Origin of the sequence: Mycolicibacter minnesotensis, from assembly GCF_010731755.1 — a bacterium.
In the GTDB taxonomy this organism is placed as follows: domain Bacteria; phylum Actinomycetota; class Actinomycetes; order Mycobacteriales; family Mycobacteriaceae; genus Mycobacterium; species Mycobacterium minnesotense.
Genome location: NZ_AP022589.1, coordinates 3,447,947 through 3,471,390, shown reverse-complemented (window position 1 = coordinate 3,471,390; position 23,444 = coordinate 3,447,947). Strand labels below are relative to the sequence as shown.

Genomic DNA, 23,444 nt, shown 5'->3' with positions numbered 1-23,444 from the left:
GCCGATCGGCGCAATTTTATCGGTGAATCTCCGATAAACCCCGCATTGCAGCACCGTTGGTGCGCCGGAGAACTCGCGCCGGACGCCATTGCGGGGTGGGCGCCGCCGCCGACAGCGGCCCACGTCATCCCCCTGGAAAACCCGACCGAACCGGGTGTCACGACAGCGTCCACGGACCCGCGGGAAGTTTGCTCGGGAAGCCTCTCGGCGGCGGTCATCTGACCGATACACCGCAGACACCCCCCGGTAACCGGAAGCTGATTCGACGCTAGGCTCAGTTGCGCCTCAGATCTTCGCCAGGGGCTACTCAGTGTCGTGTCCGGGAGTGGTCAGAAATCGCCGAATATGTTCACTGCCAGGGGTGTCTGCTGCGTACGAGGCGCTGCATATGCCACCATAGAGCGGTGAACCCACGTCGGATACTTCGTTCCCTCGGTGTTGTTCTGGCCCTGACCTGGCTGCTGCACAGCACCGCCGTCACCCCTCCCGCCGCCTATGCGGACCCGTGTCCTGATGTCCAGGTTTTGTTTGCTAGAGGTACCACCGAGGAACCCGGCCTCGGTGCGACCGGGCAAGCATTCGTCGACTCGCTACGGACCCGCTTGCCCGAGCGGCCGTTGGACGTCTACGCGATCGATTACCCCGCCACCAACGACTGGCCGACAGGCATTCAGGGCATCCGCGACGCCACCAGCCACATCGAGGCCACCGCGGCGAACTGCCCGGAAACCAAGATGGTGCTGAGTGGTTTCTCGCAGGGTGCGGCGGTCATGGGCTTCTCCACCGCCAACGCCATACCGGACGGGGTGGAAGGCGTCGATATACCGCGGCCAATGCCCCCAGAGGTGGCAGACCACGTCGCCGCCGTCGTGCTCTTCGGAACTCCGAATGAGCGGGCGATGAACTTCCTCGGTCAGCCGCCGCTGGTGATCGGCCCGGCCTACGCCCCCAAGACCATCCAGCTGTGCATGCCTGAAGACCCGGTCTGCTCCGAGGGGCTGAATTTTTCCGCGCACGCACCCGGTGCCTACAACGGGATCGCCGACGAAGGCGCGTCCTATGCAGCAAACAGGCTCTAACCACGGTGTTCGACCCACTCGACCGTCATCGCGATTTGCTCATCCCCCACCCGCGGGCCACCACAGCGACCCGGACATGTCAGCATTCAAGGATGAATCTGCCTAACTCGGTTCGCATCTTCGCTGCTTCGGTGATGCTGACGGGAACCCTGGTGGCAGCACCGCTGGGCGTCCCGTCAGCTGCCGCAGAGCCCTGCCCGGACGCCGAGGTGGTTTTCGCCCGAGGCTCCGGGCAGCCGGTCGGCCTCGGGGACGTCGGCGACGCGTTCGTCACCTCCCTCAAGGAGCAGCTGCCGGAACGCAACGTCAGCGTTTACGCAGTCGAATACCCGGCGAGCACCGACTATCACAACAGCGCCGTGCTCGGCGAGAGCGACGCCACTGCCCACATCCAGGGCACCGTCGCCAACTGCCCCAACACCAAACTGGTGCTCGGCGGTTACTCGCAGGGCGCAAGTGTCATCGCGATGTCGAGCAATGCGCTTCCGACTCCGGTGGCCAACCACGTGGTCGCGGTGGCACTTTTCGGCCCGCCGTCCAGCCCGTACTCCACCTCACTGTGGGGCGGCCCGCTGCCCGTCCTGGCCTCGTCCTACCAACCGAAGAGCATCGACTTCTGCCTGGCAGGCGATATCTACTGCGAAGACAGTGGCAGTGTCGTCCCCCACCTGATGTACGTGCAGGACGGTAAGGCCATCGAGGCGGCGACTTTCGTGGCGAATCGCGTCACCGCGGCGCAGACCGGCAGCTAGAGCTGTCGGTCGGGAACCGCCCCAGCCACGGTTGTTTGGACAGCGCTCCGGTCAGAACAGGGTCGGAATCCGCGCATCGATCAGATGCGGCCCCGGCTCGGCGACGGCCCGGCTGAACTGCTCGGCGAGTTCCTCACAGGTGGTGGCGACCGTCGCCGGTACACCGAATCCCTCGGCGATCTTGGCGAAGTCCATGTTGGGCCGCGACAGGTCAAGCAGGTCGTTTGCTTTGGGCCCGCCACCTTCGGCGCCGACCCGGGCCAGTTCCAAGCGCAGGATCGCGTAGGCGCTGTTGTTGATCAGCACCGTGGTGATATTCAGGTTCTCGCGCGCCATGGTCCACAGTGCGGAGATGGTGTAGGCCGCGCTGCCGTCGGCCTGCAGCGCGATCACCGGCCGGTCCGGGGCAGCCACAGCCGCACCCAGCGCGACCGGCAGACCCTGACCGATAGCCCCGCCGGTGAGAGTGAGGACGTCGTGACGCGGTGCACCTGCGGTGGCGGCAGGCAGCATCAGGCCCGAGGTGTTGGATTCGTCGGAGATGATCGCGTTGTCGGGCAGCAGCGCCCCGATCACCTGCACCCAGTTCTGCGGGGTGAGCGGCCCGGCCGGCAGTTCGGGGACGGCGGCGGGCGCGGGCCGCGGCTGCACCCCGGGTGCCACCGCTTCGGCCAACTGCTCCAGGGCGGCTACCACGTCGGTCTCCAGGCCAGCCAGATTGTGCACGACGCAGCCCTCGGGAACCAGGTCACTCGGCTTGCCCGGGTAGGCGAAGAACGACACCGGCGAGCGAGTGCCGGCCACCACCAGATGTTTGACGCCGTCCAGCTGGAAGGCCGCCTGCTCGGCCAGATAGCCGAGCCGGTCGATCGCCGGCACCCCCGCGCCGCGGACGAGCCGCGCCGGGAAGGTCTCGATCAGTGCGCGCACCCCGGTCGCGGCGGCGATCCGGTCGGCGGCTTCCAGGGCTCGGATGTCGGAGACGGCGGGCCCGCCGATCAGGATGGCCACGGGCTCGCCGCTGCCCAGGACAGCGGCGACTTCGGCGACGGCCTGTGGGTCGGGGGCAGCTGCGGGTACCGGTTCCACCGGTCCGGCCGCCTGCGCCCCGTCTTCCCAGGAGATGTCGGCAGGCAGGATCAGGTTGGCCACCAGCGCCGGACTGGCCATCGACGCCGCGACCGCCTCTGCGGCATCGCGCCCCACGTCACCACCGGCACCGGTGCGCCGCGACCAGCCGTGAGTCCAGTCGGTCAGCGGCTCGATGTCGGACTCCAGCGGCGCGTCGTACTTCTTGTGATAGGTGGCGTGATCACCGATCACGTTGACCATCGGCACGTGCGCACGTCGCGCGTTGTGCAGGTTGGCCAGGCCATTGCCCAACCCTGGTCCCAGGTGCAACAGGGTGGCAGCCGGTTTCTCCGCCACCCGGGCATACCCGTCCGCGGCCCCGGTCACCACACCTTCGAAGAGGCACAACACCCCGCGCATCTGCGGCACCGAGTCCAAGGCGGCCACGAAGTGCATCTCCGAGGTTCCGGGATTGGCGAAGCAGACCTGCACCCCGCTGTCGACCAGAGTGGCGATCAGGGCCTGGGCTCCGTTTGTCATGTGGCTGCCTTTCTTGCCGGGCACCGGGGTAAGAGGAACGCTCGCGATCTGCTGCCTATAGAAGCACGCCGGGGTTCAAGATCCCGGCGGGGTCGAAGGCGTCCTTGATCCGGCGCATGAGGGCGATCTTCACCGGGTCCTCCAGCTCCAGGAAATGCTGCGTCTTGACCCTGCCCAAACCGTGCTCTCCGGAGATGGCTCCGCCGAGGGCCATGGCGGCCGCGAAGATGTCGTGCAGCAGTCCGTGCCGGATCTCGTCATCGGCGCAGAACACCGCCAGATGGACGTTACCGTCGCCGGCATGTCCACAGCCGACCACACCGGCCCCTGCGGCTTGCGCGAATCCCTGTGCCTTGGTGAGGAACTGGTGCATCATCGCCCGCGGGACCACCACGTCGATGACGTCGTGGGCGCCGGCCGCCTTTGCCGTCCAGAACGCCTTCTCCCGGGCCTCGATCAGCGCATGCGCCGAATTGCCCTCAAGCACATAGACATCAACGGCACCGAGCGAGGCCAGAAGTTCACCCAGCATGGCGACATCGTCATCGAGACGTTCGCGATCGCGGTTCTCCACTCCCACAACGAGGTACGCCTCCGCGGTCTCACGCACCGTGTCTGGGATACCCAGGTTCAGACTCTGCGAGTAACTGATCGCCGCCAGGGTGAGTTTGTCGACGTATTCGAGGATCACCGGATCCACTCCGCTGCGCACGACTTCCGGAACCGCTCGCATCACCGCCGGCAGATCGCTGAACGGCGCCAGCAGCGTGGCAGAGTGCCCGAGGCGGGGATAGAGCCGCACGGTGACCTCAGTGGCCAGGGCACACGTACCCTCCGAACCGATGATCAGCTGAGTCAGGTCATAACCGGTGGACAACTTGGTGATTCGCCCGCCGGTACGGATCAGCTCGCCGGTCGGCAGCGCTGCCTGCAGCCCAAGCACATTGTTGCGGGTCACCCCGTACTTGACCGCGCGCATGCCGCCGGCGTTGGTACCGACGTTTCCGCCGATGCTGGCCGACAGCTCGCCGGGGAAGACGGTGTACATCAGCCCCGCCTGGGCCGTCGCGATATCGAGGTCTGCCAGCGTGACCCCGGGCTGCACCACGGCGACCTGATTGTCGGTGTCGATCTCCAGGATCGCGTTCATCCGCTCGAAGGAGATCAGCAGGCCCTCGGGGCACGGTCGCGCCCCGGCCGACATGCCGGTGCCCGAACCGCGGGCGGTCACCGGCACCTTGGCCTCGGTCGCCGCGGCCAACAGCGCCGCCACCTGCTCGGCGGTCTGGGGACGAGCGACATAGCGCGGCAGCACCGGGGCCCCGACGAGCGCCTCGTCGTGGCCGTAATCGGGACCGATCTGCTCACCGGTCAGAAGTCCCGCTGCTCCGACAATGTCGGCGAACCTGCGCGTGGCGTCGGCGTCTACCGTGCCCATGGCGTCCCTACTTTCCGAATCCGGCGTCACGAAGCGCCTGAGCCATCGACCCGCCCGCCGGTGCCGCGTCCCGGCGCCCAGCACTGTTGCCGGGACGCCGCCCACGATTCTGCTTGGCGGTGTCGACTCGCGCAGCCGGTTTGGCCGCCGGGCCGCGGGCAGGCTTGTCGGCCGACTTGTCTCCCAGCCTCAGCGTCAGCCCGATGCGCTGGCGGTCGACGTCGACGTCGACGACTTTGACCTTCACCACCTGGCCAGATCGGACCACCTCATGCGGATCGGAGACGAAGCGGTCTGCCATGGCCGAGACATGCACCAGGCCGTCCTGGTGCACCCCGACGTCGACAAAGGCCCCGAAGGCGGCGACATTGGTCACCACCCCCTCCAGCACCATGCCGACTTTGAGGTCGCCCACCTTCTCCACTCCCGCCGCGAACGTCGCCGTGGAGAAAGCCGGCCGCGGGTCGCGTCCGGGCTTCTCGAGCTCGGCCAGGATATCGGTGACGGTGGGAACCCCGAACCGCTCGTCGGCAAAGTCGCCGGGTTGCAGCGATCGCAATGTTCTTTCATCACCGATGATCTCAGCCAGGGACACGCCCGAGCGGTCCAGGATGCGCCGGACCACCGGATAGGCCTCCGGGTGCACCCCCGAGGAATCCAGCGGGTCATCTCCGTCGCGGATCCGCAGGAACCCGGCACACTGTTCGAATGCCTTGGGCCCCAGCCGTGGCACGTCGAGCAAGGCGCCCCTACTGCGGAATGGGCCGGTCTGGTCGCGGTGGGCCACGATGGCCTCAGCCAAGGACTCCGACACCCCCGACACCTTGGCCAGCAACGGAGCCGAGGCGGTGTTGAGGTCTACGCCCACGGCGTTCACCGCGTCTTCGACCACCGCATCGAGGCTGCGCGCCAGGGTCCCCGGTGTCACGTCATGCTGATATTGGCCGACGCCGATCGACTTGGGCTCGATCTTGACCAGCTCGGCCAGCGGGTCCTGCAGCCGTCGAGCGATCGAGACCGCCCCACGCAGGGTGACGTCGAGGCCGGGAAGCTCGTGCGCGGCGTATGCCGACGCCGAATACACCGAAGCGCCGGCCTCGCTCACCATCGCCTTGACCGGTGCAGGGGCACCGGCCGACTGAAGGTCGGCGATCAGCTCGGCGGCCAGGGCGTCGGTCTCCCGCGACGCGGTGCCGTTGCCGACGGCGATCAGATCGACACCATGGCGGGCCACCAGGGCGGCCAGTGCCGCCTTGGCCTGATCCCACTGCCGCTGCGGTTGGTGCGGGAAGATCGCGCAGGTATCGACGACCTTGCCGGTGCCGTCGACGACGGCGACCTTCACTCCGGTCCGAAAGCCCGGGTCAAGGCCAAGCGTGGTGCGGTTGCCCGCCGGCGCCGCCAACAGCAGGTCCTTGAGGTTCTTGGCGAACACTGCCACTGCGTCCTGCTCGGCACGTTGCCGCAAGCGCATTCGGGCGTCGACGGCCGCCGAGAAAGCCAACCGGGTGTCCCACGCCCACCGCACGGTGTCGGCCAGCCAGGCCGTGGCCTGGCCGGGCGCGGTCATGTCCACGCCCAGCGACGAGGCCACCATCGCGTGGTACGGCAGGTTGTCGCCGCCGTCGAAGGCCAGCGCCAGGGCGTCCTCCTTCTCGCCGCGCAACACCGCCAAGACCCGATGCGACGGCATGGTCTCGAGCGCTTCACTGAACTCGAAGTAGTCGCGGAATTTCTGTGCTGCAGCACTCTTGGCAGCATCTTCGGAGCGCGGCATGGTCCGCAGTGTTCCGGCCGACCAGAACTTCTCGCGGACCGCTCCCACCAGCTCGGCATCCTCGGCGGCCCGCTCGACCAGGATCGCCCGGGCGCCTTCCAGGGCTGCCGCGGCGTCGGCGACCTCCTCGCCGGTGTATTCCGCGGCGAGCTGCTGGGGGTCCAGTGTGGGATCGGCGAGCAGTCGGTCGGCCAGCGGCTCCAAGCCGGCCTCGCGGGCGATCTGCGCCTTGGTGCGTCGTTTGGGCTTGTAGGGCAGGTAGATGTCCTCGACGCGGGCCTTGGTGTCGGCTGACAGCAGCGCGTTGCGCAGATCGTCGGTGAGCTTGCCCTGTTCTTCGATCGACGACAGGACCGCAGCTCGACGGTCGTCAAGTTCGCGCAGGTAGCGCAGCCGCTCCTCCAGGGTGCGCAACTGGCCATCGTCAAGGCTGCCGGTCACCTCTTTGCGGTAGCGGGCGATGAACGGCACCGTCGCCCCCTCATCGAGAAGCGCGACGGCTGCCGCCACCTGCCGCTCGGCCACCGCCAGTTCGTCTGCAATACGGGTATTCACCGGTTTGAGGGTCACGTTCGCGCTCACGCCGACGGACCCTACCGAACGGCGCTGACAGTTCCCGTGTGCGGCACGGCGTGACTTTTGACCGTACGCAGGGTGTCTACGATGCCGCCCACGTCGGCGTCTAGGCGTGCCGACCGGATCTATCCACAGTTGCCCGGTTCATCCACAAACCACCATTCGACCACTGGCTGTAGAACATTTGTTCGATAGATTGAGGACGTGTCGAATCCCGCTCAGGTCCTTGCCCCGGCCGCGGCTGCGCGTGCAGCGATCCGTGCGGACCTGGCACTGATCGACGGCGCCCAGAACCGGCTGCGGGGCGCCGACACAGACGTGGTGGGCAACGCGTTTCGCGTCGAGATCGCCGAACATCTTGAGACCAGCACCGAGTCAACCGTGGCCTGTCCTACCGCATCTTCGGCGAGATCGCCGATCCGGCCGATGGCCCCGACGACCCGCGACTGCCCGCCGACACCAAGGTCGCCGACCTACTGTGGTCGCGCCTGCGCATCGCTCGGACGGAGGTTCGGCGCCGGTTCCGCATCGCGGCCCGAATACGGCCGCGGCGCAACCTGACCGGCCCCCCGGCCCCGCCGGACCTTCCCGAAGTCGCCGCTGCTGTCGAGGACGGCCGTATCGGTGATGACCACATCAAGTCCGTCATCACCGCCCTCGACCAGCTGCCCGCCAGCGTCGCAACCGCCGATCGCCAGGCCGCCGAACGCACCCTGGTGCGTCATGCCGGCAAACACGACGCCGCCTTCGTAACCGCCCTGGGGTACGCCATCGCCGACGTCCTGAACCCCGACGGCAACTTCACCGACGAGGACCGGGCACGGCGGCGCAACCTTGTCCTGGGCCGCCAGGGCCACGACGGGATGAGCCGGCTCACCGGTTGCATCGACCCCGAAGCCCGCGCCTACCTCGAAGCCGTCATCGCTGCGGTTCGCCCCGGCCACCGCCAACCCGACGACTCCGCCGACCGCGATACTCGATCGTCGGGGCAACGCTGTCATGACGCACTCACACTGGCTCTGCGCCACGGCATCGAGTCCGGCGCCATCGGCACCCACCGCGGTATCCCCGTGACCGTCATCGTCACCACTAAGCTCGCCGACCTCGACCAGGCAGCCCGCGCCATGGCCGACCCGGGTGTCCCGATGCCAGGCCCTGCCCGCACCGGCGGCGGAAGCCGCCTGCCGATGCGTGACCTGATCCGCATGGCAGCTAACTCGATTCACTACTTGGCGGTCTTCGATAACCACTCCGAACGGCCGCTGTACCTGGGCCGCAGCAAGCGAATCGCGACATTGGATCACCGGATCATCTGCCACGCCCGCGACCGCGGTTGCACCCGACCGAACTGTTCGGAACCCGGATACCGCTGCGAAGTCCATCATTCGACCGCCTGGGCCCGGGACGGGAAGACCAACGCCGACGAGCTCTACTTTGGCTGCGGACCCGATCACGGCGGCGCAACCCGTGGCGACCTACTGACCGTGGTCACCAAACAAGGCCGGCTGGCCTGGACTGACGGCACTGCTCCCCCGCAGATCAACCATCTGCACCATCCAGAGGAGCTCCTGAATTCCGACCCAGATCCATAGCCGCGGGCATCGCAGGGTTATCGGGGCTACGAATGGCCACTAATCTGACGCAGCTGCCCCTTGGCGATCTTGCCCCCGGACGAGCGCGGCAAGTGATCAATGACGACAAGCCGTTCGGGCAGAAGCTCTTTGGACACCCCGAGCTCCAGCAAATGCTCGACGAGCTCAGCCAGCTCCAGGCTGCGTGCGCCCGTGAGTTCAGCATCGGCAAGCTCGATATACACGCAGACCTTTTCGCCGAACACCTCGTCACGCATCGGCACGGCCGCCGCCACCGCAATCGCCGGATGCGTCATGACGGCATCCTCCACTTGGGCGGCGCTGATGTTCTTGCCGCCGCGCAGGATGAAGTCCGATGTTCGGCCGGTGACGCGCAGGTAGCCGTCGGCGTCGATCTCGCAGATGTCTCCCATGCGCATCCAGCCGTCGGCGGTGAACAATTTGTCGTGATCAACGCCGTTCAGATACCCCAAACTGGTGGCAGGTCCCCGGCACGCGGGCTGGCCGCTACCGGTGTCGGTCACGTCGGTATTGCCGTCCTCACCCCCGAACAGCCGAACAGCCATCTCAGCGACGATCCGCCCGCCGGTCCGCAACCGCCGCTCCAAGGGGTCCTTGAGCGTGGTTGCGCTGAGCACCCCGGTCTCGTTGGAGCCGTAGAACTGCAAGATCTTTGCCCCGGTCAGCGCCTCGAATTCTGCGGCCGGCCGGTAGGGCAACGCCTCTCCCCCGGTGTAGACCACCCGCAGCGAACTCAGATCGAACTCACGGCTGGCTGCGTCGGCCATGATCATGGTCAATTGGGTGCTGACGCAGCACAATACGGTCACCCGGTGCCGCTCTATGGCGGCGCAGGTGGCGGCCGCGCTGAAGCGGTCCAGCAGGATGGCGGTGGCGCCCAGGTGTATCGGCGTCACGTGACTGGTCCAGATTCCGAAGCCGAACGGGGTCGGGATGATGGGCAGGAAGACATCGTCGGAGCTCAGTTGGCCGTTGGCGACAGCCAGCTGGTGAAAGTAGTACCAACGGTTCTGGGTGTGCACCACACACTTGGGCAGCCCGGTGGTCCCCGAGGTCGAGTTGATCAGGAAGACGTCGTCTGCCCCCAGCGGCTGACCCGGCGCACCGATGTCAGTCGCGGCCTTGAGTGCCTCGATGCTCACGGTCGCGATCCCCAGCCCGGCCGCGGTGTCGAGACGCTGGTGGTCGGTGATGAGCAGTTGAGCCTGGGAGGCGGCCAGAATCGCGCCGACCTCACGGGTTCCAGCCCGTGCACCGATGCCCACGACCACCGCGCCGCAGCGCTCGATCGCCACGAACAGCACGTGGATGGCGGCAGAGTCACCGTGCCACACAGCGATGCGATTGCCGGGTCCTACGCCCGCAGCGGCCAGTCGTGCCGCGAGCGCGTCCGCCGCGGAGTCGAATTGCGGCCAGGTCAACCCCGCGCCGGGGTAGTCGACGTAGGCGTCCCGGTCGGGGAAGTGTCTTGCGTTGTGGCGTACCGCGTCTGACAGTGTGCGCTGCGACCACCAGCCGACGGCGTGGTAGTGGGCGACCTCGGCGGCGGTGTATGCAGGCGATTCCCAGTCGATCTCGGGAGACATCGTCGCGTACCGCCTTCGGTCACTCGATGGTCAGTAGATGTAGTCTTCGCCGCTGGCCCGGACGGTGATGTCGCTGATACTGATGCCCCAGGGCTGGTCGATCACGTGGACCACCGCCTCGGCGAGGTCTTCGGGGGTGATCAGCCAGTACTTCACCGAGTCGACGTCAGTCTGTTCCGGGGCCAGGGTTCCCTTGGCGAACGCCGTCACCGATTCCATGTAACCCTGGCCGCGGGAACCGACGATGCCCAGGATCGCCGAGCCGTTGACCACACCCTTGCCCAGATTGGTTCCCAGGACTCCGGTCGGCTTGACCGTGGTCACCTTGATCTTTCCCTTGGCCTCGCTGCGCAGCGAATCCGACAACACGGCGACCGCCGCCTTGGTCGCGCTGTACACCCCCGACCCGGCGATACCGGCATTGCCGTAGATCGACGAGATGTTGACGACGTGACCGCGGCCCTGGGCGATCATCTGGTCATAGACGGCAGAGATCCCGTTGACCACGCCCTTGATGTTGATGTCGATCGCCCGGTGCCAATGCGGCCACGCCTTCTCGTGATCGGCGAAGTAGGCGAGCGGCATCACGCCCGCATTGTTGACGATCACGTCGACCGCGCCGAAGGTGTGCACCGCGTGCTGCACCGCGGCTTGCATCTGCTCGATGTCAGTGACGTCGGCCACCTGATAGGTGCCAGACAGGCCGGCCTCGCGGATCCCCTCGAAGACCTCAGCCAGGCCTTCGGCGCCGATGTCGACGCCGACGACGTGGGCCCCGGCGGCGGCGCATTTCTCGGCGATCAGTTTGCCGAATCCACCGCCGGCACCGGTGATGACGACGACCTTGCCCTGCAAGTGCTGCGACATAGTCGGCCAGTTTAGGTGGCCAACGCCGCACCTGTTACGGCCGCCCGATTTGCTCGGCGACAGGCGGCGCGTTCGAGCGCCCGGTAACACATCCGGACGTTATGTTTACTTCGTGAAGCGTCGAACGGCACTGGGGCTCCCCCTTCTGCTGGCGGCGGGTCCCACATTGAGCCGGCTCCCGCGCGCCGGCGCGGACCCGGGCCGGTGGTCCATCGAACGGGTGAATCGCTGGTATCAGGCGCAGGGTTGGCCGGTCGGCTCCAACTACATCACCTCCACGGCGGTCAATCAGCTGGAGATGTTCCAGCCGGCCACCTTCGATCTGCGCCGGATCGACGCCGAGCTCGGCTGGGCCCAGTCAGCGGGATTCAACACCGTCCGGGTCTTCCTGCACGACCAACTGTGGGCCGCCGATCAGAGGGGCTTCCAGTACCGGCTGGGCCAGTTCGTCTCCGTCGCCGCTCGCCACCGCATCAAGCCGATGTTTGTGCTGTTCGATTCCTGCTGGGACCCGCATCCCAAGGCCGGCGCGCAGCCCGCACCCCGGGTGGGGATCCACAACTCACGCTGGGTGCAGAGCCCCGGCGCCGACCGGCTGGGCGATCGCAACTACTACCGCACGTTGTATGACTACGTCACCGGGGTGATGTCCCAGTTCCGCTACGACGAGCGGATCCTGGCCTGGGATCTGTGGAACGAGCCGGACAACATGGCACGCGAGTACAGCGCCGTCGAGCGGTCGGACAAACTGGATCTCATCAGCGATCTGCTGCCCCAGGTGTTCACCTGGGCGCGGTCCGTGGACGCCCGCCAGCCCTTGACCAGCGGCATATGGGAGGGCTCACGTCAGGGCAGCACGATCGTCAACACCCAGCTCTACAGCTCCGACGTCATCACCTTCCACTCCTACGACAAGCCGGCGACGTTCAGTGAACGCATCGCCGAACTGGCGCCGCTGGGCAGGCCGATGATGTGCACCGAGTACCTGGCCCGCACCCGTGGCAACACCATCGACGGGATTCTGCCCATCATGAAGCGCCACAACGTGGGGGCCTACAACTGGGGCTTCGTCGCCGGGCGGACACAGACCTACCTGCCGTGGGACTCCTGGGACCATCCCTACACCGCAGAGCCGCAGGTGTGGTTCCACGATCTGGTGCAGCCCACCGGTCGCGCGTATCGCAATATGGAGATCATGACGATCAGCAACCTCACCGGGCGCTGACCCGCCACCGGGTTCGATGATGAAATCATTACCGGCAATGCCGTCGGGCACGCAGTTCGGTGGCCGGGTTTCCTGGGGTTAGCCGTGAGGAGTCGGTGATGAACGAGACCGCGTCGGGTTCGCGGGCTGGGTCACGGGTGGGCCGTTACCTTCTCAAGCGACTGCTGGGCCACGGCACCACCGGTGAGGTCTACGAGGCGTTCGACACTCACAAGGACCGCACCGCCGCACTCAAACTGCTGGCACCGGGGTTGGGCGGCAATCCCGCGTTCCGCGACTGGCTGCAGCGGGAGGCGCTGGTCGTCGGGCGGGTGCAGGAGCCGCATGTGGTCCCGATCCGTGACTACGGCGAACTCGACGGCCAGGTGTTCATGGACATGCCCCTGGTCGCGGGCAGCGACTTGGCCGCGATATTGAAGCGCACCGGCGTACTGCCCCCATCACGCGCGGTGAACGTCATCTGGCAGGCGGCCTCAGCCCTGGATGCCGCGCACAGCGCTGGCGTCATCCATCGAGGCGTCAAGCCGCGCAACATTCTGCTGACCAGTGACGACTTCGTCTACCTGGTGGATTTCGGGCTCGCAGGTGCCCCCGGGGCAGACGCGGCCGACGCCGAGAACGCCGGTGCCCGTTGGAAGTACGCCGCACCGGAGCTGTTCTCCGGCGACGACTTCGGCCCGGCCGTCGATGTCTATGCCCTGGCATGCGTGCTTTACCAGTGTTTGACGGGTTCACCGCCCTACCGCGCCGACAGCTTCACGATGTTGTCCAACGCGCACCAGACCAAGCCGATTCCGCGGCCCAGCCTTGCCGGGACCACCATTCCCGCCGCCTTCGACGAAGTGGTCGCCACCGGGATGGCCAAGGATCCGCGGGAACGCTATAGCAGCGCCGCAGAGCTGGCGACCGCCGCCTACCAGGCGTTGAGCGCACCCGATCAGCACCGGACCCTGCAGATCTACGAGGCCAGTCAGCAGTCCACCCCGCCGCTGATCGAGCAGGTACAGCCGGGCACGCCCGCGGCGACGGCCGAGCCGATGCCCGCGGAACCACCCCAGCCGACCGAGGCACCTGTTGCGCCGACACCGGAAGCCACCGAGACGCCGCCACCCCGGGCGGGTCTGCAACATGACCCCGACAAACGCAAGCGGCTGCTGCGGATCGGGGCGGCGTTGCTTCTAGTCATCGGATTGATCACCTGGATGACCAACCGATCGGGCTCCGACGACTCGGGCACCGACACCACCAGGTCTGCCGCCGGCGCCAGCGAACCCACCACCACGGTCTCACCGGCCGAGGCGCAGGCGAGGCTGCTCAAACTGCTGCCGTCGGGCTATCCGCCGGGCACCTGCACCCCGGCCACGCCTTCGGGTGGAGCGATCGCGGAAGTGACCTGTGGTCGCAACGTCGACGTCGACGGACCGCCGACGGCCACCTACACACTCTTTCCCGATACCGCAGCGCTGCGCCAGAGCTTCGGCGACACCGTCGACGCCACCAACGTCGTCACCTGTCCGGGCCGAATCCAGTCGCCGGGCGCCTGGCACCGCACCGCCACCCCGGACAAGACGGCCGGAACCTTGCTGTGCGGTACGCGTCAGGGGTCACCGGTGCTGGTGTGGACCAACGACGCCAACCTGGTGATCGGATCGTTGCGGACCGAACGCAACACTCCGACCCTGGAGCAGTTCTACACGTGGTGGAGTTCGCACTCCTGACCGTAGTCCGGGCTCGTTTCTGGGTAGCCTGATCCGTCGCCGGTTACGATCGAGATAATTCCAAGATCACGTTCGTCGGGATACAGCCGATTTGAGGAGTGAGACCCATGAAGTCCATCTCGACCGCCCTGGCCGTGGGAGCCCTGGCAGCCGCGGGCGCCCTCGGCACCGGGATCGCTGGCGCCGACCCCGACCCGGCCCCGGCGCCGAACACCCAGGCGATCGGCACCCAGGGCACCTTGACCGAAGGCCCCGGCGTCCACGGCTGGACGGTGGTTGATCTGCGGCCCAGTTCCGACGCGATCCCCTACCAGCCGCGCGGCGCCTTGTGGGAGGCCACCGCCACCGACGAGGCGATCCAGGGCACTGTGTTCCCGATCGTCTCCAACTTCAGTGCTCGTTCGGCCAGCGGCCAGAACTATCAGGCCCTGTTCACCGTGCCCACCCCCCAGGGCATCGTTCCGACCGGACTCACCCAGGGCCAGAAGACCAGCGGCAAGGTCTACTTCGACGTCACCGGTGACGCCCCGAACAGCATGGTTTATCAGACCGGCGGCAACGACCTGATCCAATGGGTGGTGCCGGCGCCGCAGCCCCCGGCTTCCTCGAGTGGCTCCCAGCTCCCGGCGAGCGGCGGCACCCATCGAGCCCCGCCGCCCGCGCCTGCGCGTGTCGCTCCGGCACGCCCCGCGACCCCTGCACCGGCCGCGCCCCCGCCCAGCAGTTCCGGAACCCCCCTGACCGAAGGTAGTTCCGGGACACCACTTCCCGCCGGGACCCCCTAGCCGAGAGGGCGCGGGGGACGCCTGTGACGCCTAGGGCTTGAAGCGCCCGGCGAATCCGCGCAACGGCAGGTCGGCACTGGTCAGCAGGCCGGGCGGGGCCGCGACCACCGATTTGATCGCGTTGAGTGCGGGCAGTCCGGTGACCGTCATGCCGATCGAGGCGAAGTTGTCCGGGTTGGACAGGTCCACGCCGGGCTTGGGAAAGATCATGTGCTTGTTGTAGACACACGGGTCACCGGTGACCCGTGTGATGTAGCAGCCCTTGATGTTCCAGTTCGGTTCGGTGAACGGGGTCATCTGCCACTCCAGGTGCGTCTCCACTCGCGGCACACCATCGACCATGCCCTGATACTTGATGTAGTTGCCGCCCAGCGATCCCTTGGGCAGGGTGTACCAGCCCAGGTCGACGTCCCGCGTGCAGGCACCCAGTTCGTAGCTGAACGCGACTTCATCGAGGGTCAGGTCGAAGCAGTCGGCCATCATCAGCACACTGTCGGCGAACACCCGGGTGAACTTCTCCAACTTGGCCGGGATCTCGGGGTCATCCACCGGTTGGCCGTAGCCCACCTCGATCCAGGTGTCTTTGGAATGGTGACAGGACACGTCCACCGACTCGATGGTGGTGATGTTCTCGATCTCGGCGACATCGGCCGAACACACCACGCCCAGAATCTGATTGACACCCGGGTTCATCCCGGTGCCGTAGAAGGTCGCACCACCCTTTTCGCAGGCTTCGGCCAACAGCGCAGTCACCGGTTTGCCCGATGGATGGGGGTGGTTGGTATCGCGGTGCCAGCCGGTGATCCAGTCGGCGGTGGTGACGATGTTGATGCCCGCCTCCAGGATCGCGACATAGAGGTCCTCGTCGGGGAACACCCCGTGGAAGGTCAGGACATCGGGTGTGGCGGCGATGATCTCCTCGACACTGCCCGTCGCGATCACCCCGTTGGGCGCGATCCCGGCCAGTTCGCCGGCGTCTTTGCCGATCTTGTCCGGCGAATAGCAGTGCACGCCTACCAATTCGAGGTCATCGCGGGCAGCGAAACGCCGGATCATCTCGGTTCCGACGTTTCCGGTGGCGACCTGGAAGACCCGGATGGGTGTGGCGGCTGCATTCATGCGGTGAAACCTCTCTGCGCGGTGAGTTCAGCGACTTCAGCGGCACTGCCACCGATGCCGTCGGGATAGAACTGTTTGGCCCACTGCCGAATTGCGGTGAAGCCCTCGTATTCGGCGGTCGCCAGAGCCGGCGGGTCCGAATAGCGTTGATGCGACCAGATGTGGATGTCCTGCTCGAACTGCCGGATCACTTCGCGGCCGAAGTCGCCGGCTCTGGCCTCGGCGCGCGCGGGATCGGCGCCCGGTGTCCGGCCGATGTAGACCATGAAGCGGATGTCCGAGGTGGAGTCGTCGACCGGCGTGATCGCCGAGATGGTGCGGTTGTCGATCATCCCCCAGCTCTTGGTCACCGCGATGCCCAAGCCGCCGTTGATGGCCTCTACGCCGCTGTTGACGTCCTCGATCCTCTGGCCGTCATCGCCTTCGAAGGTGATGGTGAAGTCGACGTAGGACACCGGTTCGTCGAAGTCGTGGCGGGTGAAGACCGGCACGATCGGGGTCTGGTGTACGTACTTGAAGTGGGCGAAGTCCACGCCGTTCTCCAGCACGTACTGCGGGTGCATCTCCAGCCCCTGACGAAACAGGCGTTGCTGCGGGTAGTAGTCGGCGGCGCGTCGCTCGTCGAAGCCGGCGAATACATCCGGCGCGTCGAAATAGGGCTCACGCCCCTGCGCGTCATTCCAGATGTAGACCGACTCATTGCGTTCGATGACGGGATAGGTGGTGATGCGCCGCCCGCGGTTGGGCTTGTCCTGGTAGGGAATACAGACATTGCGCCCCTGGGAATTCCACTGCCAGCCGTGGAAGGGGCACTGCAGCACCTCACCGCAGACCGTTCCGCCGAAGCCCAGGTGTGCACCCAGGTGCTCGCAGTAGGCGTTCATCACGGTGAGCTGACCGGACTCGGCACGCCAGGCGACCATCTCGCGGCCGAAGTACTTCATGGAGTGGACATCACCGATGCCGATCTCGTCGGACCAAGCGACTTGAAACCAGCCTGTCGGGTTCATCGACAACGGCGGTTTGGCCATGTCCACGTGTCCTCTCTGTGGTCTCCGACCGGGTCGACTGTCGCAGCATAGTTCGCTCAGAAGCAGAATCATAGTGGTCGCTATGTAAATTTTGGTAGTATTCGCGCGATGGCTCAGGCAGAGACACGACGTACCAACAAGCGGGGGCAGGCCACCCGCGAAGCGATGCTGGACGCCGCGGTGCGATCCCTGGCCACCGGCGACCCCGGAGCGGTGTCGGCAAGCAGGATTGCCAAGGAGAGCGGCGCCACCTGGGGCGCGGTGCAGTATCAATTCGGCGACGTCGACGGCTTCTGGGCCGCGGTACTGCACCGCACCGCAGAACGTCGCGATGCAGCGATCGCGGCATTCGGTAGCGTGAAATCCGAAGCGCCACTGCGGGAAAGAGTAGCGGCGATCATCGACACGCTCTATGACGGACTGGCATCGCCGGACTCACGCGCAATAGAGAATCTGCGGGCCGCGCTCCCCCGCGACCACCATGAACTGGAACGGCTCTATCCGCGCACCGCGGCAGAGCTGTACTCGTGGGGCAAGAGCTGGCTGACCACATGTCATGCCGCCTTCGCCGGCCTCGGTGTCGACCCCCAGCGGGTGCGCGAGGTGGCCGCCCTCATCCCCGGCGCGATGCGCGGGCTGGTCTCCGAACGCCAACTGGGTTCCTATGCCGATCTCGATGAGGCCCGACGCGGCCTGACCAACGCACTGGCGGCGTATCTGGATCAGTCGCGAATCGGCTGAGCGGCTGCGAAAGTCGGACACCCACGCAAAGATGTGAGGGTGTTTGGCCTCGTCGTCGTTGTCACGCTCGTCGCCACCGTTGTCGGGGGCACGCTCCTGGGCAAGCGGTATCGCGTCGGGCCGCCCGTGCTGCTCATCCTGCTCGGCGGTGCGCTGGGCCTGATCCCCCGATTCGGCGAGACGCAGCTCGACGGCGAGATCGTGTTGCTGCTGTTCCTGCCGGCCATCCTCTATTGGGAAAGCATGAACACCAGCTTTCGCGAGATTCGAGCGAACCTGCGTGTGATCGTGCTGATCAGTGTGGGGCTGGTGATCGCGACGGCGTTGGCGGTGTCGTGGACCGCGCGGTCGCTGGGGATGGATCCCCACGCCGCATCGGTTCTGGGCGCCGTGCTGTCTCCCACCGACGCCGCTGCGGTGGCCGGGTTGGCGAAACACCTGCCTCGTCGGCCGCTGACGGTATTGCGCGCCGAAAGCATCATCAATGACGGGACGGCCCTGGTGCTGTTCGCCGTGACCGTCGCGGTGGCGGTCGGCAGCCCGGCTATCGGCCCCATCGATCTGGTGGGCCGTTTCGTCGGCTCGTACCTCGGCGGCATTGCGGCGGGGCTCCTGGTCGGCGTGGCGGTCACGCTGCTGCGCCGCCGCATTGACTCGCCGCTGGAGGAGGCAGCGTTGAGCGTCTTGACGCCGTTCGCGGCGTTCCTGCTGGCTCAGACATTTCATTGCAGCGGCGTCGTCGCAGTTCTGGTGTCGGCCCTGGTTCTCAGTTACGTCGGCCCACGGGTCATCGGCGCTCGTTCGCGGTTGCAGGCCTTCGCGTTCTGGGACATGACGACTTTTCTGATCAACGGATCACTGTGGGTGTTCGTCGGTGTACAGATCCCGGGCGCGGTGCACGGGATCGTCAATGTCGGTGAGGGCTTGGCGCACGCCACAGTGCTGGCCCTCGCGGTCACCACTGTCGTTGTCGTGACCCGGATCGCATGGTCGGAGATCACCACGCTGTTGCTGCGTGTCCTGGATCGGCGCCCGGCGCAGCGCGAGCGCCGGGTGGATTGGCGGCAGCGCGCGGTCTCGAGTTGGGCGGGATTCCGTGGCGCGGTCTCCCTGGCCGCGGCGTTAGCCGTGCCGTTGACCACCCACGCGGGCACACCTTTTCCGGATCGCAACCTGATCATCTACGTGGTGTCCGTCGTGATCCTGGTGACCGTTTTGGTTCAGGGCAGCACGTTGCCCGCGGTGGTGCGCTGGGCGCGGATGCCCGAGGACACCGCGCACGCCGAGGAACTGCATCTGGCACGGACCCGGGCCGCCGAAGCCGCCTTGGAAGCGTTGCCGCGGGTGGCCGAGGAGCTGGGCGTCAGCGCACCACTCCTGGACCAGTTGCGCACGGAGTACCAGGATCAGGCTGCACTGGTAGCCGTGGCCGATCGGAGCAGCGACACAGCCGAGCGTGATCACGTGGTGCGGCGGGTGCAGCTGGGGGTCCTGGAATACCAGCGCGGTGCCGTCACCGAACTGCGCGACCGAAATCGGATCGACGACATCGTCTTGCGTGAGGTGCAGGCCGAGATGGATTTGGAGGAGATGCGCCTGTTGGGGCCGTCCGAGGCCGAATAGCGCCCCCAGTCGGTGACGACGCGGTAACAACGGCGCACTACTATCCCCATCGTGAGCGATTCCTTGGTACGGCGATTGCGACTCACCGCCTCGGGCACGGTGCTGGCGGCAGCCTTGGTGGCCGCTCCCGTCGTGATTCCCGCCGGGTCCCCGGGTGCTGTTGCCCCTGCGAGCGCGGCCTGCCCCGACGTGGAGGTAGTGTTCGCCCGCGGACGCCTCGAATCGCCCGGGGCCGGCGCGATCGGCAACGCGTTCGTCAGTGCGCTGCGCGCCAAGACCTCCAAGTACGTGAGCCTGTACGCGGTGAACTACCCCGCAGACAATCAGATCGACCAGGGCGCCAACGACATGAGCGCCCATATTCAGAACACGATCAACGGATGTCCGAACACCCGCATCGTGCCGGGCGGCTACTCGCTCGGCGCGGCGGTGACCGACGTGGTGCTTGCCGTCCCCTTCTCCGCATTCGGCTTCAGCAATCCGCTGCCCCCGGGTGCCGACGAGCACATCGCCGCGGTAGCGCTGTTCGGCAACGGCAGTCAATGGGTGGGCCCCATCACGAACTTCAGCCCGGTCTACAACGATCGGACCATCGAGCAGTGCCACGGTGCCGACCCGATCTGCAACCCCGCCGACCCCAACACCTGGGAGGAGAACTGGCCGCAACACCTGGCCAGCGCTTACATCTCGTCAGGAATGGTCAACCAGGCTGCTGACTTCGTCGCCGGACGGATCTAGGCTTCGGGGGCGTCGCGGCCCAGGCTGCGAAAGCCCTCGCAAGGCTCCTTGGTGCCCAACCGGAACGGCAGTGCCCCCAGGCGGAACCGCAACCTGCCTGCCCATCCCATCGCTTTGACCGACGGTTGCACCGCCGAGTGCGCCAGGTCCAGGTAGTACGTCGAGGTCTGGCCCAGGCCCTCGAAGTCGTGCACCAGCGGTGTGCACACCGCGCGGACCGGTTCATCCAGCCGCCGCGCGACAGCATCGGTCATCAACACGTATTCGGGCAACGGCACCTGGTTCTTCAACATCCGATGCACCAGGATGACGTCGACGCCGGCGAGCTCGGTGTGCCGCTTAACCTTCTGCTCGGCAACTTCGCCCTCGTGCGCGACGAACTTCAGCGAGAGGTTCATCAACTGCGCGCAGCTCTCGCAGGCGCAGAGGCGGCCGCTCTCGATGCGGGCTCGACGATCCAGGAATGCCTGGTGCATGCGCGCCAACCGCTCGCTGACCAAGACCTGGGCATCGCCGCCGGGAGCCCAGAAGAACGCGGCGTCGCCTTCCAGCTTCGCCAGCTTCATTCCCTTGGCGGCATCGATGACCGACTCCAGCAGTGCCGCCACCGCCATCTGGGCATGCACCAGATGTGTCCGGTTCCAGTTCATGTAAGCGGTGTATCCGCCGATGTCGGCGATGACGAGTACCGCGCGCCGAATAGCCATCAACTCGACACTGTAGTCCGGTCCGTCAATGCTCGGCGGGCGGCGACGGCAGGGTGTGGATGAGGCTGGGGTCGGGCGCGCCCGACATGCGCAACAGACCGCGCAGCACGCGGACGACTTTCGGCCAGTAACGCGGATCGCGCAGGTTGATGCCTGCCCCCTGGAGAAGTTGTGGACCTATCGCGGCCGCTACTCCGGGTGGGTGGAGACGGCCTCGTGCTCGTCACTTCGCTGTCGATACTGCCGCAGTTCGGCACGCACCGCCGCATCAAGTGCCCGGTCCAGGCTGGCATGCGCCGAACGCCTGGCCACCCTGCGCATGGCGTCGACCAGGTCGGCGGCCCAGGCGAACTCGTCGTCCTTGGCCGGCAACCAGCCAGGTCCACGCTGGCGCACCACCTCGGCGTGGCCGCTGCGGGTCAGCAGTCCGGCCGCTTCGTCCAGCTTCTTGTCCACCGCGGTAACGGTCTGCAGCATCGCGGTCAGTGGCATGCCTCGCGAAAACAATGTGGCCAGGTCCTCGATCTGATCGGTGTCGGTGACCCGGTAGACGTCGCTGACGTCCGTGGTCTCGATGACTGCACTGGTGATCAGGCGCTGCAGCAACGGCCCATCCAGCCGGCCGAGCCGTGCCTCTAACTGCTCGTGGGTCATGGTTTTCGTCACCGGGTGCGACCAGGGTGCCGTCACCAACTCGCCCAGGTCGGCGAGGTCTAGGACCTCGACCAGACCGTCGCCACGCTGGAGCCCGGTCAGGAACTTCAGGATGTGCTTGACGGTGAATCCCTCGCCGAGCAACCGAATGATCGCCTGCAACTGCCGCAGGTGCCGATCGGTGTAGATCGCGACCCGGCCCCGGCGCTGCGGCCGGGGTAGCAGACCGTTCTCCTGATACACCCGGACATTGCGAGTGGTGGTCCCCGCCTGTCTGGCAAGATCGTCGATCCGGTACTCGGTCACCTTCGCATCCTAGGCAGTTAGGACCGGCTCACCGCTTGTCGTCGCCGCGGTGATCTTGAAGTCTTCCAGGTTCAGCGTCTTGAGTTGATTGACGAACTGTGTGGCGAACCCGGGAAACATGGTGGCGTTGAAGCCATCTTCGGTCAGATACCAGCTCTGGCATCCGGAGTTCCATGTGGTGGCCCGCAGCCGCCGCTGGATGTCCTGGTTGTACCGATCTTGGATCTCGGGACGTACGTCGATCGACTTCCATTTGTACTGGAGCAGTTTCGCAATGGCATCCACGATGTAATCGATCTGCGCCTCCATGTAGACCAGAGCCGAGCTGTGGCCTGGCCCAGAGTTAGGCCCGAAGGTAAAGAAGAGGTTCGGGTAGCCCGACACCGCAACACTGCGGTAGGCGTAGGCACCTCTGCTCCACTCCGAGCCCAGGTCACGGCCATCGACTCCGGTGATCGGAATCGGCGTTCCGGCTTTGGACACTTCGAAACCGGTGGCGAACACGATGGCGTCGACCTGGTGCTCGATACCTTCCACGGTCCGAATTCCCTTGGGTGACAAGCGCGCCATCGGCCAGGTCACCAGCTTGCAGTTGTCCTTCTGCAGCGCCGGGTAGTAGTCGCTGGTCATCAGCAGCCGCTTACAACCGGCCGAGAAGTCCGGTGTCAGCTGGCGCCGCAGCCACGGGTCCTTCACCTGGGCGCGCAGGTTCGCCAGACTCAGGGCCTCGACCAGCCGGGTGAACGGGCTGTCCCACACCACACCGACCGCCACCGACTCGTGGCCCCAGAACCATGCCGTCCGCATCAGCTTCTCGGCCAGCGGCACATCCTTATAGATCCTCTTCAGCCAACCGCTTGTGCTCGTGTTGAGCCGCGGCAGCACCCACCCCGGGGTGCGCTGGAACACCTTGACCGACTCCGCCACCTTGACCAATTCGGGAATGATCTGCACGCCGCTGGCGCCGGTGCCGACGACAGCCACTTTCTTTCCAGCGAAGTCGTAGTCATGATCCCATCGGGCGCTGTGGATCTTGCGGCCTTCGTAGGTGTCGATCCCCTGAATGTCGGGAAAGCTGGCATTGGCCAGCGGGCCGGAGGCCACCACGACGGTCCGGGCGCGCACCGCTTCCCGGCCCTGGAGTTCGATGGTCCACTCTCCGGCTTCGGCGTCATAGGTGATCCCCGCGACGTTGTGGTCGAACCGGATATGCGGTGCGATCCCGAACGAGGAGACCATGGTGTCGATGTAGGACAGGATCTCGCCGCTGCCGGAGTAGGTGTGCGACCAATCCGGGTTGGGCGCGAAGCTGTAGGAGTACAGCCGTGACGGGATGTCGCACGCGGCGCCGGGATAGGTGTTGTCACGCCAGGTTCCGCCGACCCGTGAGCCCCTCTCCAGGATCACGAAGTCGGTGATGCCCTGGTCCTTGAGGCGGATGGCGGCACCGATGCCCGCGAATCCGGCGCCGATGATCGCTACCGAGATCGTCATGTGC

The 23,444-nt window shown here is 66.4% G+C and carries 18 protein-coding genes and 1 pseudogene; 9 read left to right on the top strand and 10 right to left on the bottom strand.

Going from position 1 to position 23,444, the window contains the following annotated elements:
- Positions 1-404 precede the first annotated feature (404 nt).
- Positions 405-1,079 (top strand): cutinase family protein, encoded by a 675-nt coding sequence (locus G6N09_RS16025; protein WP_109558757.1) that lies wholly within the window; start codon positions 405-407, stop codon positions 1,077-1,079.
- Positions 1,080-1,171: 92 nt separating this feature from the next.
- Positions 1,172-1,831 (top strand): cutinase family protein, encoded by a 660-nt coding sequence (locus G6N09_RS16020; protein ID WP_109558756.1) that lies wholly within the window; start codon positions 1,172-1,174, stop codon positions 1,829-1,831.
- A 51-nt stretch (positions 1,832-1,882) separates the two neighbouring features.
- On the opposite strand, the gene G6N09_RS16015 is transcribed toward G6N09_RS16020, so the two are convergent.
- From G6N09_RS16015 to G6N09_RS16005, 3 genes are read right to left on the bottom strand one after another with little or no spacing between them, the layout of a single operon-like run.
- Positions 1,883-3,442 (bottom strand): acetolactate synthase large subunit, encoded by a 1,560-nt coding sequence (locus G6N09_RS16015; protein WP_083022504.1) that lies wholly within the window; start codon positions 3,440-3,442, stop codon positions 1,883-1,885.
- Positions 3,443-3,497: 55 nt separating this feature from the next.
- Positions 3,498-4,880 (bottom strand): FAD-binding oxidoreductase, encoded by a 1,383-nt coding sequence (locus G6N09_RS16010; protein WP_083022418.1) that lies wholly within the window; start codon positions 4,878-4,880, stop codon positions 3,498-3,500.
- Between the two features lie 7 nt (positions 4,881-4,887).
- Positions 4,888-7,239 carry a Tex family protein gene (locus G6N09_RS16005; protein WP_083022417.1) on the bottom strand — a complete coding sequence of 784 codons (2,352 nt, stop codon included), beginning with the start codon at positions 7,237-7,239 and terminating at the stop codon, positions 4,888-4,890.
- A 198-nt stretch (positions 7,240-7,437) separates the two neighbouring features.
- On the opposite strand from G6N09_RS16005, the pseudogene G6N09_RS16000 reads away from it, so the two are divergent.
- A pseudogene (locus G6N09_RS16000) lies at positions 7,438-8,825 on the top strand (HNH endonuclease signature motif containing protein).
- Between the two features lie 26 nt (positions 8,826-8,851).
- Here G6N09_RS16000 and G6N09_RS15995 read toward each other — a convergent pair.
- Together G6N09_RS15995 and G6N09_RS15990 are read right to left on the bottom strand one after the other, a co-directional pair.
- Positions 8,852-10,432 carry a class I adenylate-forming enzyme family protein gene (locus tag G6N09_RS15995; protein ID WP_083022416.1) on the bottom strand — a complete coding sequence of 527 codons (1,581 nt, stop codon included), beginning with the start codon at positions 10,430-10,432 and terminating at the stop codon, positions 8,852-8,854.
- Between the two features lie 30 nt (positions 10,433-10,462).
- Complete coding sequence (locus G6N09_RS15990) at positions 10,463-11,299, bottom strand: SDR family oxidoreductase (protein WP_083022415.1); 837 nt, start codon at positions 11,297-11,299, stop codon at positions 10,463-10,465.
- A 112-nt stretch (positions 11,300-11,411) separates the two neighbouring features.
- Here G6N09_RS15990 and G6N09_RS15985 point away from each other — a divergent pair, with 112 nt between their 5' ends.
- From G6N09_RS15985 to G6N09_RS15975, 3 genes are all read left to right on the top strand, one after another.
- Positions 11,412-12,524, top strand: a complete 1,113-nt coding sequence (locus G6N09_RS15985) for a glycoside hydrolase 5 family protein (RefSeq protein ID WP_083022414.1) — start codon at positions 11,412-11,414, stop codon at positions 12,522-12,524.
- A 98-nt stretch (positions 12,525-12,622) separates the two neighbouring features.
- Positions 12,623-14,242, top strand: a complete 1,620-nt coding sequence (locus G6N09_RS15980) for a serine/threonine protein kinase (RefSeq protein WP_083022413.1) — start codon at positions 12,623-12,625, stop codon at positions 14,240-14,242.
- Between the two features lie 107 nt (positions 14,243-14,349).
- Complete coding sequence (locus tag G6N09_RS15975; RefSeq protein ID WP_083022412.1) at positions 14,350-15,027, top strand: MPT63 family protein; 678 nt, start codon at positions 14,350-14,352, stop codon at positions 15,025-15,027.
- Positions 15,028-15,057: 30 nt separating this feature from the next.
- On the opposite strand, the gene G6N09_RS15970 is transcribed toward G6N09_RS15975, so the two are convergent.
- Entirely contained in the window at positions 15,058-16,146 is a 1,089-nt protein-coding gene (locus tag G6N09_RS15970; RefSeq protein WP_083022411.1) for an NAD(P)H-dependent amine dehydrogenase family protein, read from the bottom strand.
- Positions 16,143-17,177 (bottom strand): aromatic ring-hydroxylating dioxygenase subunit alpha, encoded by a 1,035-nt coding sequence (locus tag G6N09_RS15965; RefSeq protein WP_083022503.1) that lies wholly within the window; start codon positions 17,175-17,177, stop codon positions 16,143-16,145. Before G6N09_RS15965 ends, G6N09_RS15970 begins: the two co-directional genes overlap by 4 nt.
- A gap of 108 nt (positions 17,178-17,285) precedes the next feature.
- On the opposite strand from G6N09_RS15965, the gene G6N09_RS15960 reads away from it, so the two are divergent.
- From G6N09_RS15960 to G6N09_RS15950, 3 genes are read left to right on the top strand one after another with little or no spacing between them, the layout of a single operon-like run.
- Entirely contained in the window at positions 17,286-17,918 is a 633-nt protein-coding gene (locus G6N09_RS15960; RefSeq protein ID WP_083022410.1) for a TetR/AcrR family transcriptional regulator, read from the top strand.
- A gap of 39 nt (positions 17,919-17,957) precedes the next feature.
- Positions 17,958-19,541, top strand: a complete 1,584-nt coding sequence (locus tag G6N09_RS15955; RefSeq protein WP_083022409.1) for a Na+/H+ antiporter — start codon at positions 17,958-17,960, stop codon at positions 19,539-19,541.
- A gap of 51 nt (positions 19,542-19,592) precedes the next feature.
- Entirely contained in the window at positions 19,593-20,279 is a 687-nt protein-coding gene (locus G6N09_RS15950; RefSeq protein WP_083022408.1) for a cutinase family protein, read from the top strand.
- Here G6N09_RS15950 and G6N09_RS15945 read toward each other — a convergent pair.
- The 3 genes from G6N09_RS15945 to G6N09_RS15935 all read right to left on the bottom strand — a co-directional run bounded on the left by G6N09_RS15945 (position 20,276) and on the right by G6N09_RS15935 (position 23,440).
- Positions 20,276-20,986: a DUF2652 domain-containing protein gene (locus tag G6N09_RS15945; RefSeq protein ID WP_083022407.1), complete on the bottom strand. Its 711-nt coding sequence runs from the start codon at positions 20,984-20,986 to the stop codon at positions 20,276-20,278. The genes G6N09_RS15950 and G6N09_RS15945 overlap by 4 nt on opposite strands.
- 189 nt (positions 20,987-21,175) lie before the next feature.
- Positions 21,176-21,946, bottom strand: a complete 771-nt coding sequence (locus G6N09_RS15940; protein WP_083022406.1) for a MerR family transcriptional regulator — start codon at positions 21,944-21,946, stop codon at positions 21,176-21,178.
- A 9-nt stretch (positions 21,947-21,955) separates the two neighbouring features.
- A complete protein-coding gene (locus G6N09_RS15935) occupies positions 21,956-23,440 on the bottom strand; it encodes a flavin-containing monooxygenase (RefSeq protein WP_083022502.1) in 1,485 nt (494 codons plus the stop codon).
- Between the last annotated feature and the right edge of the window lie 4 nt (positions 23,441-23,444).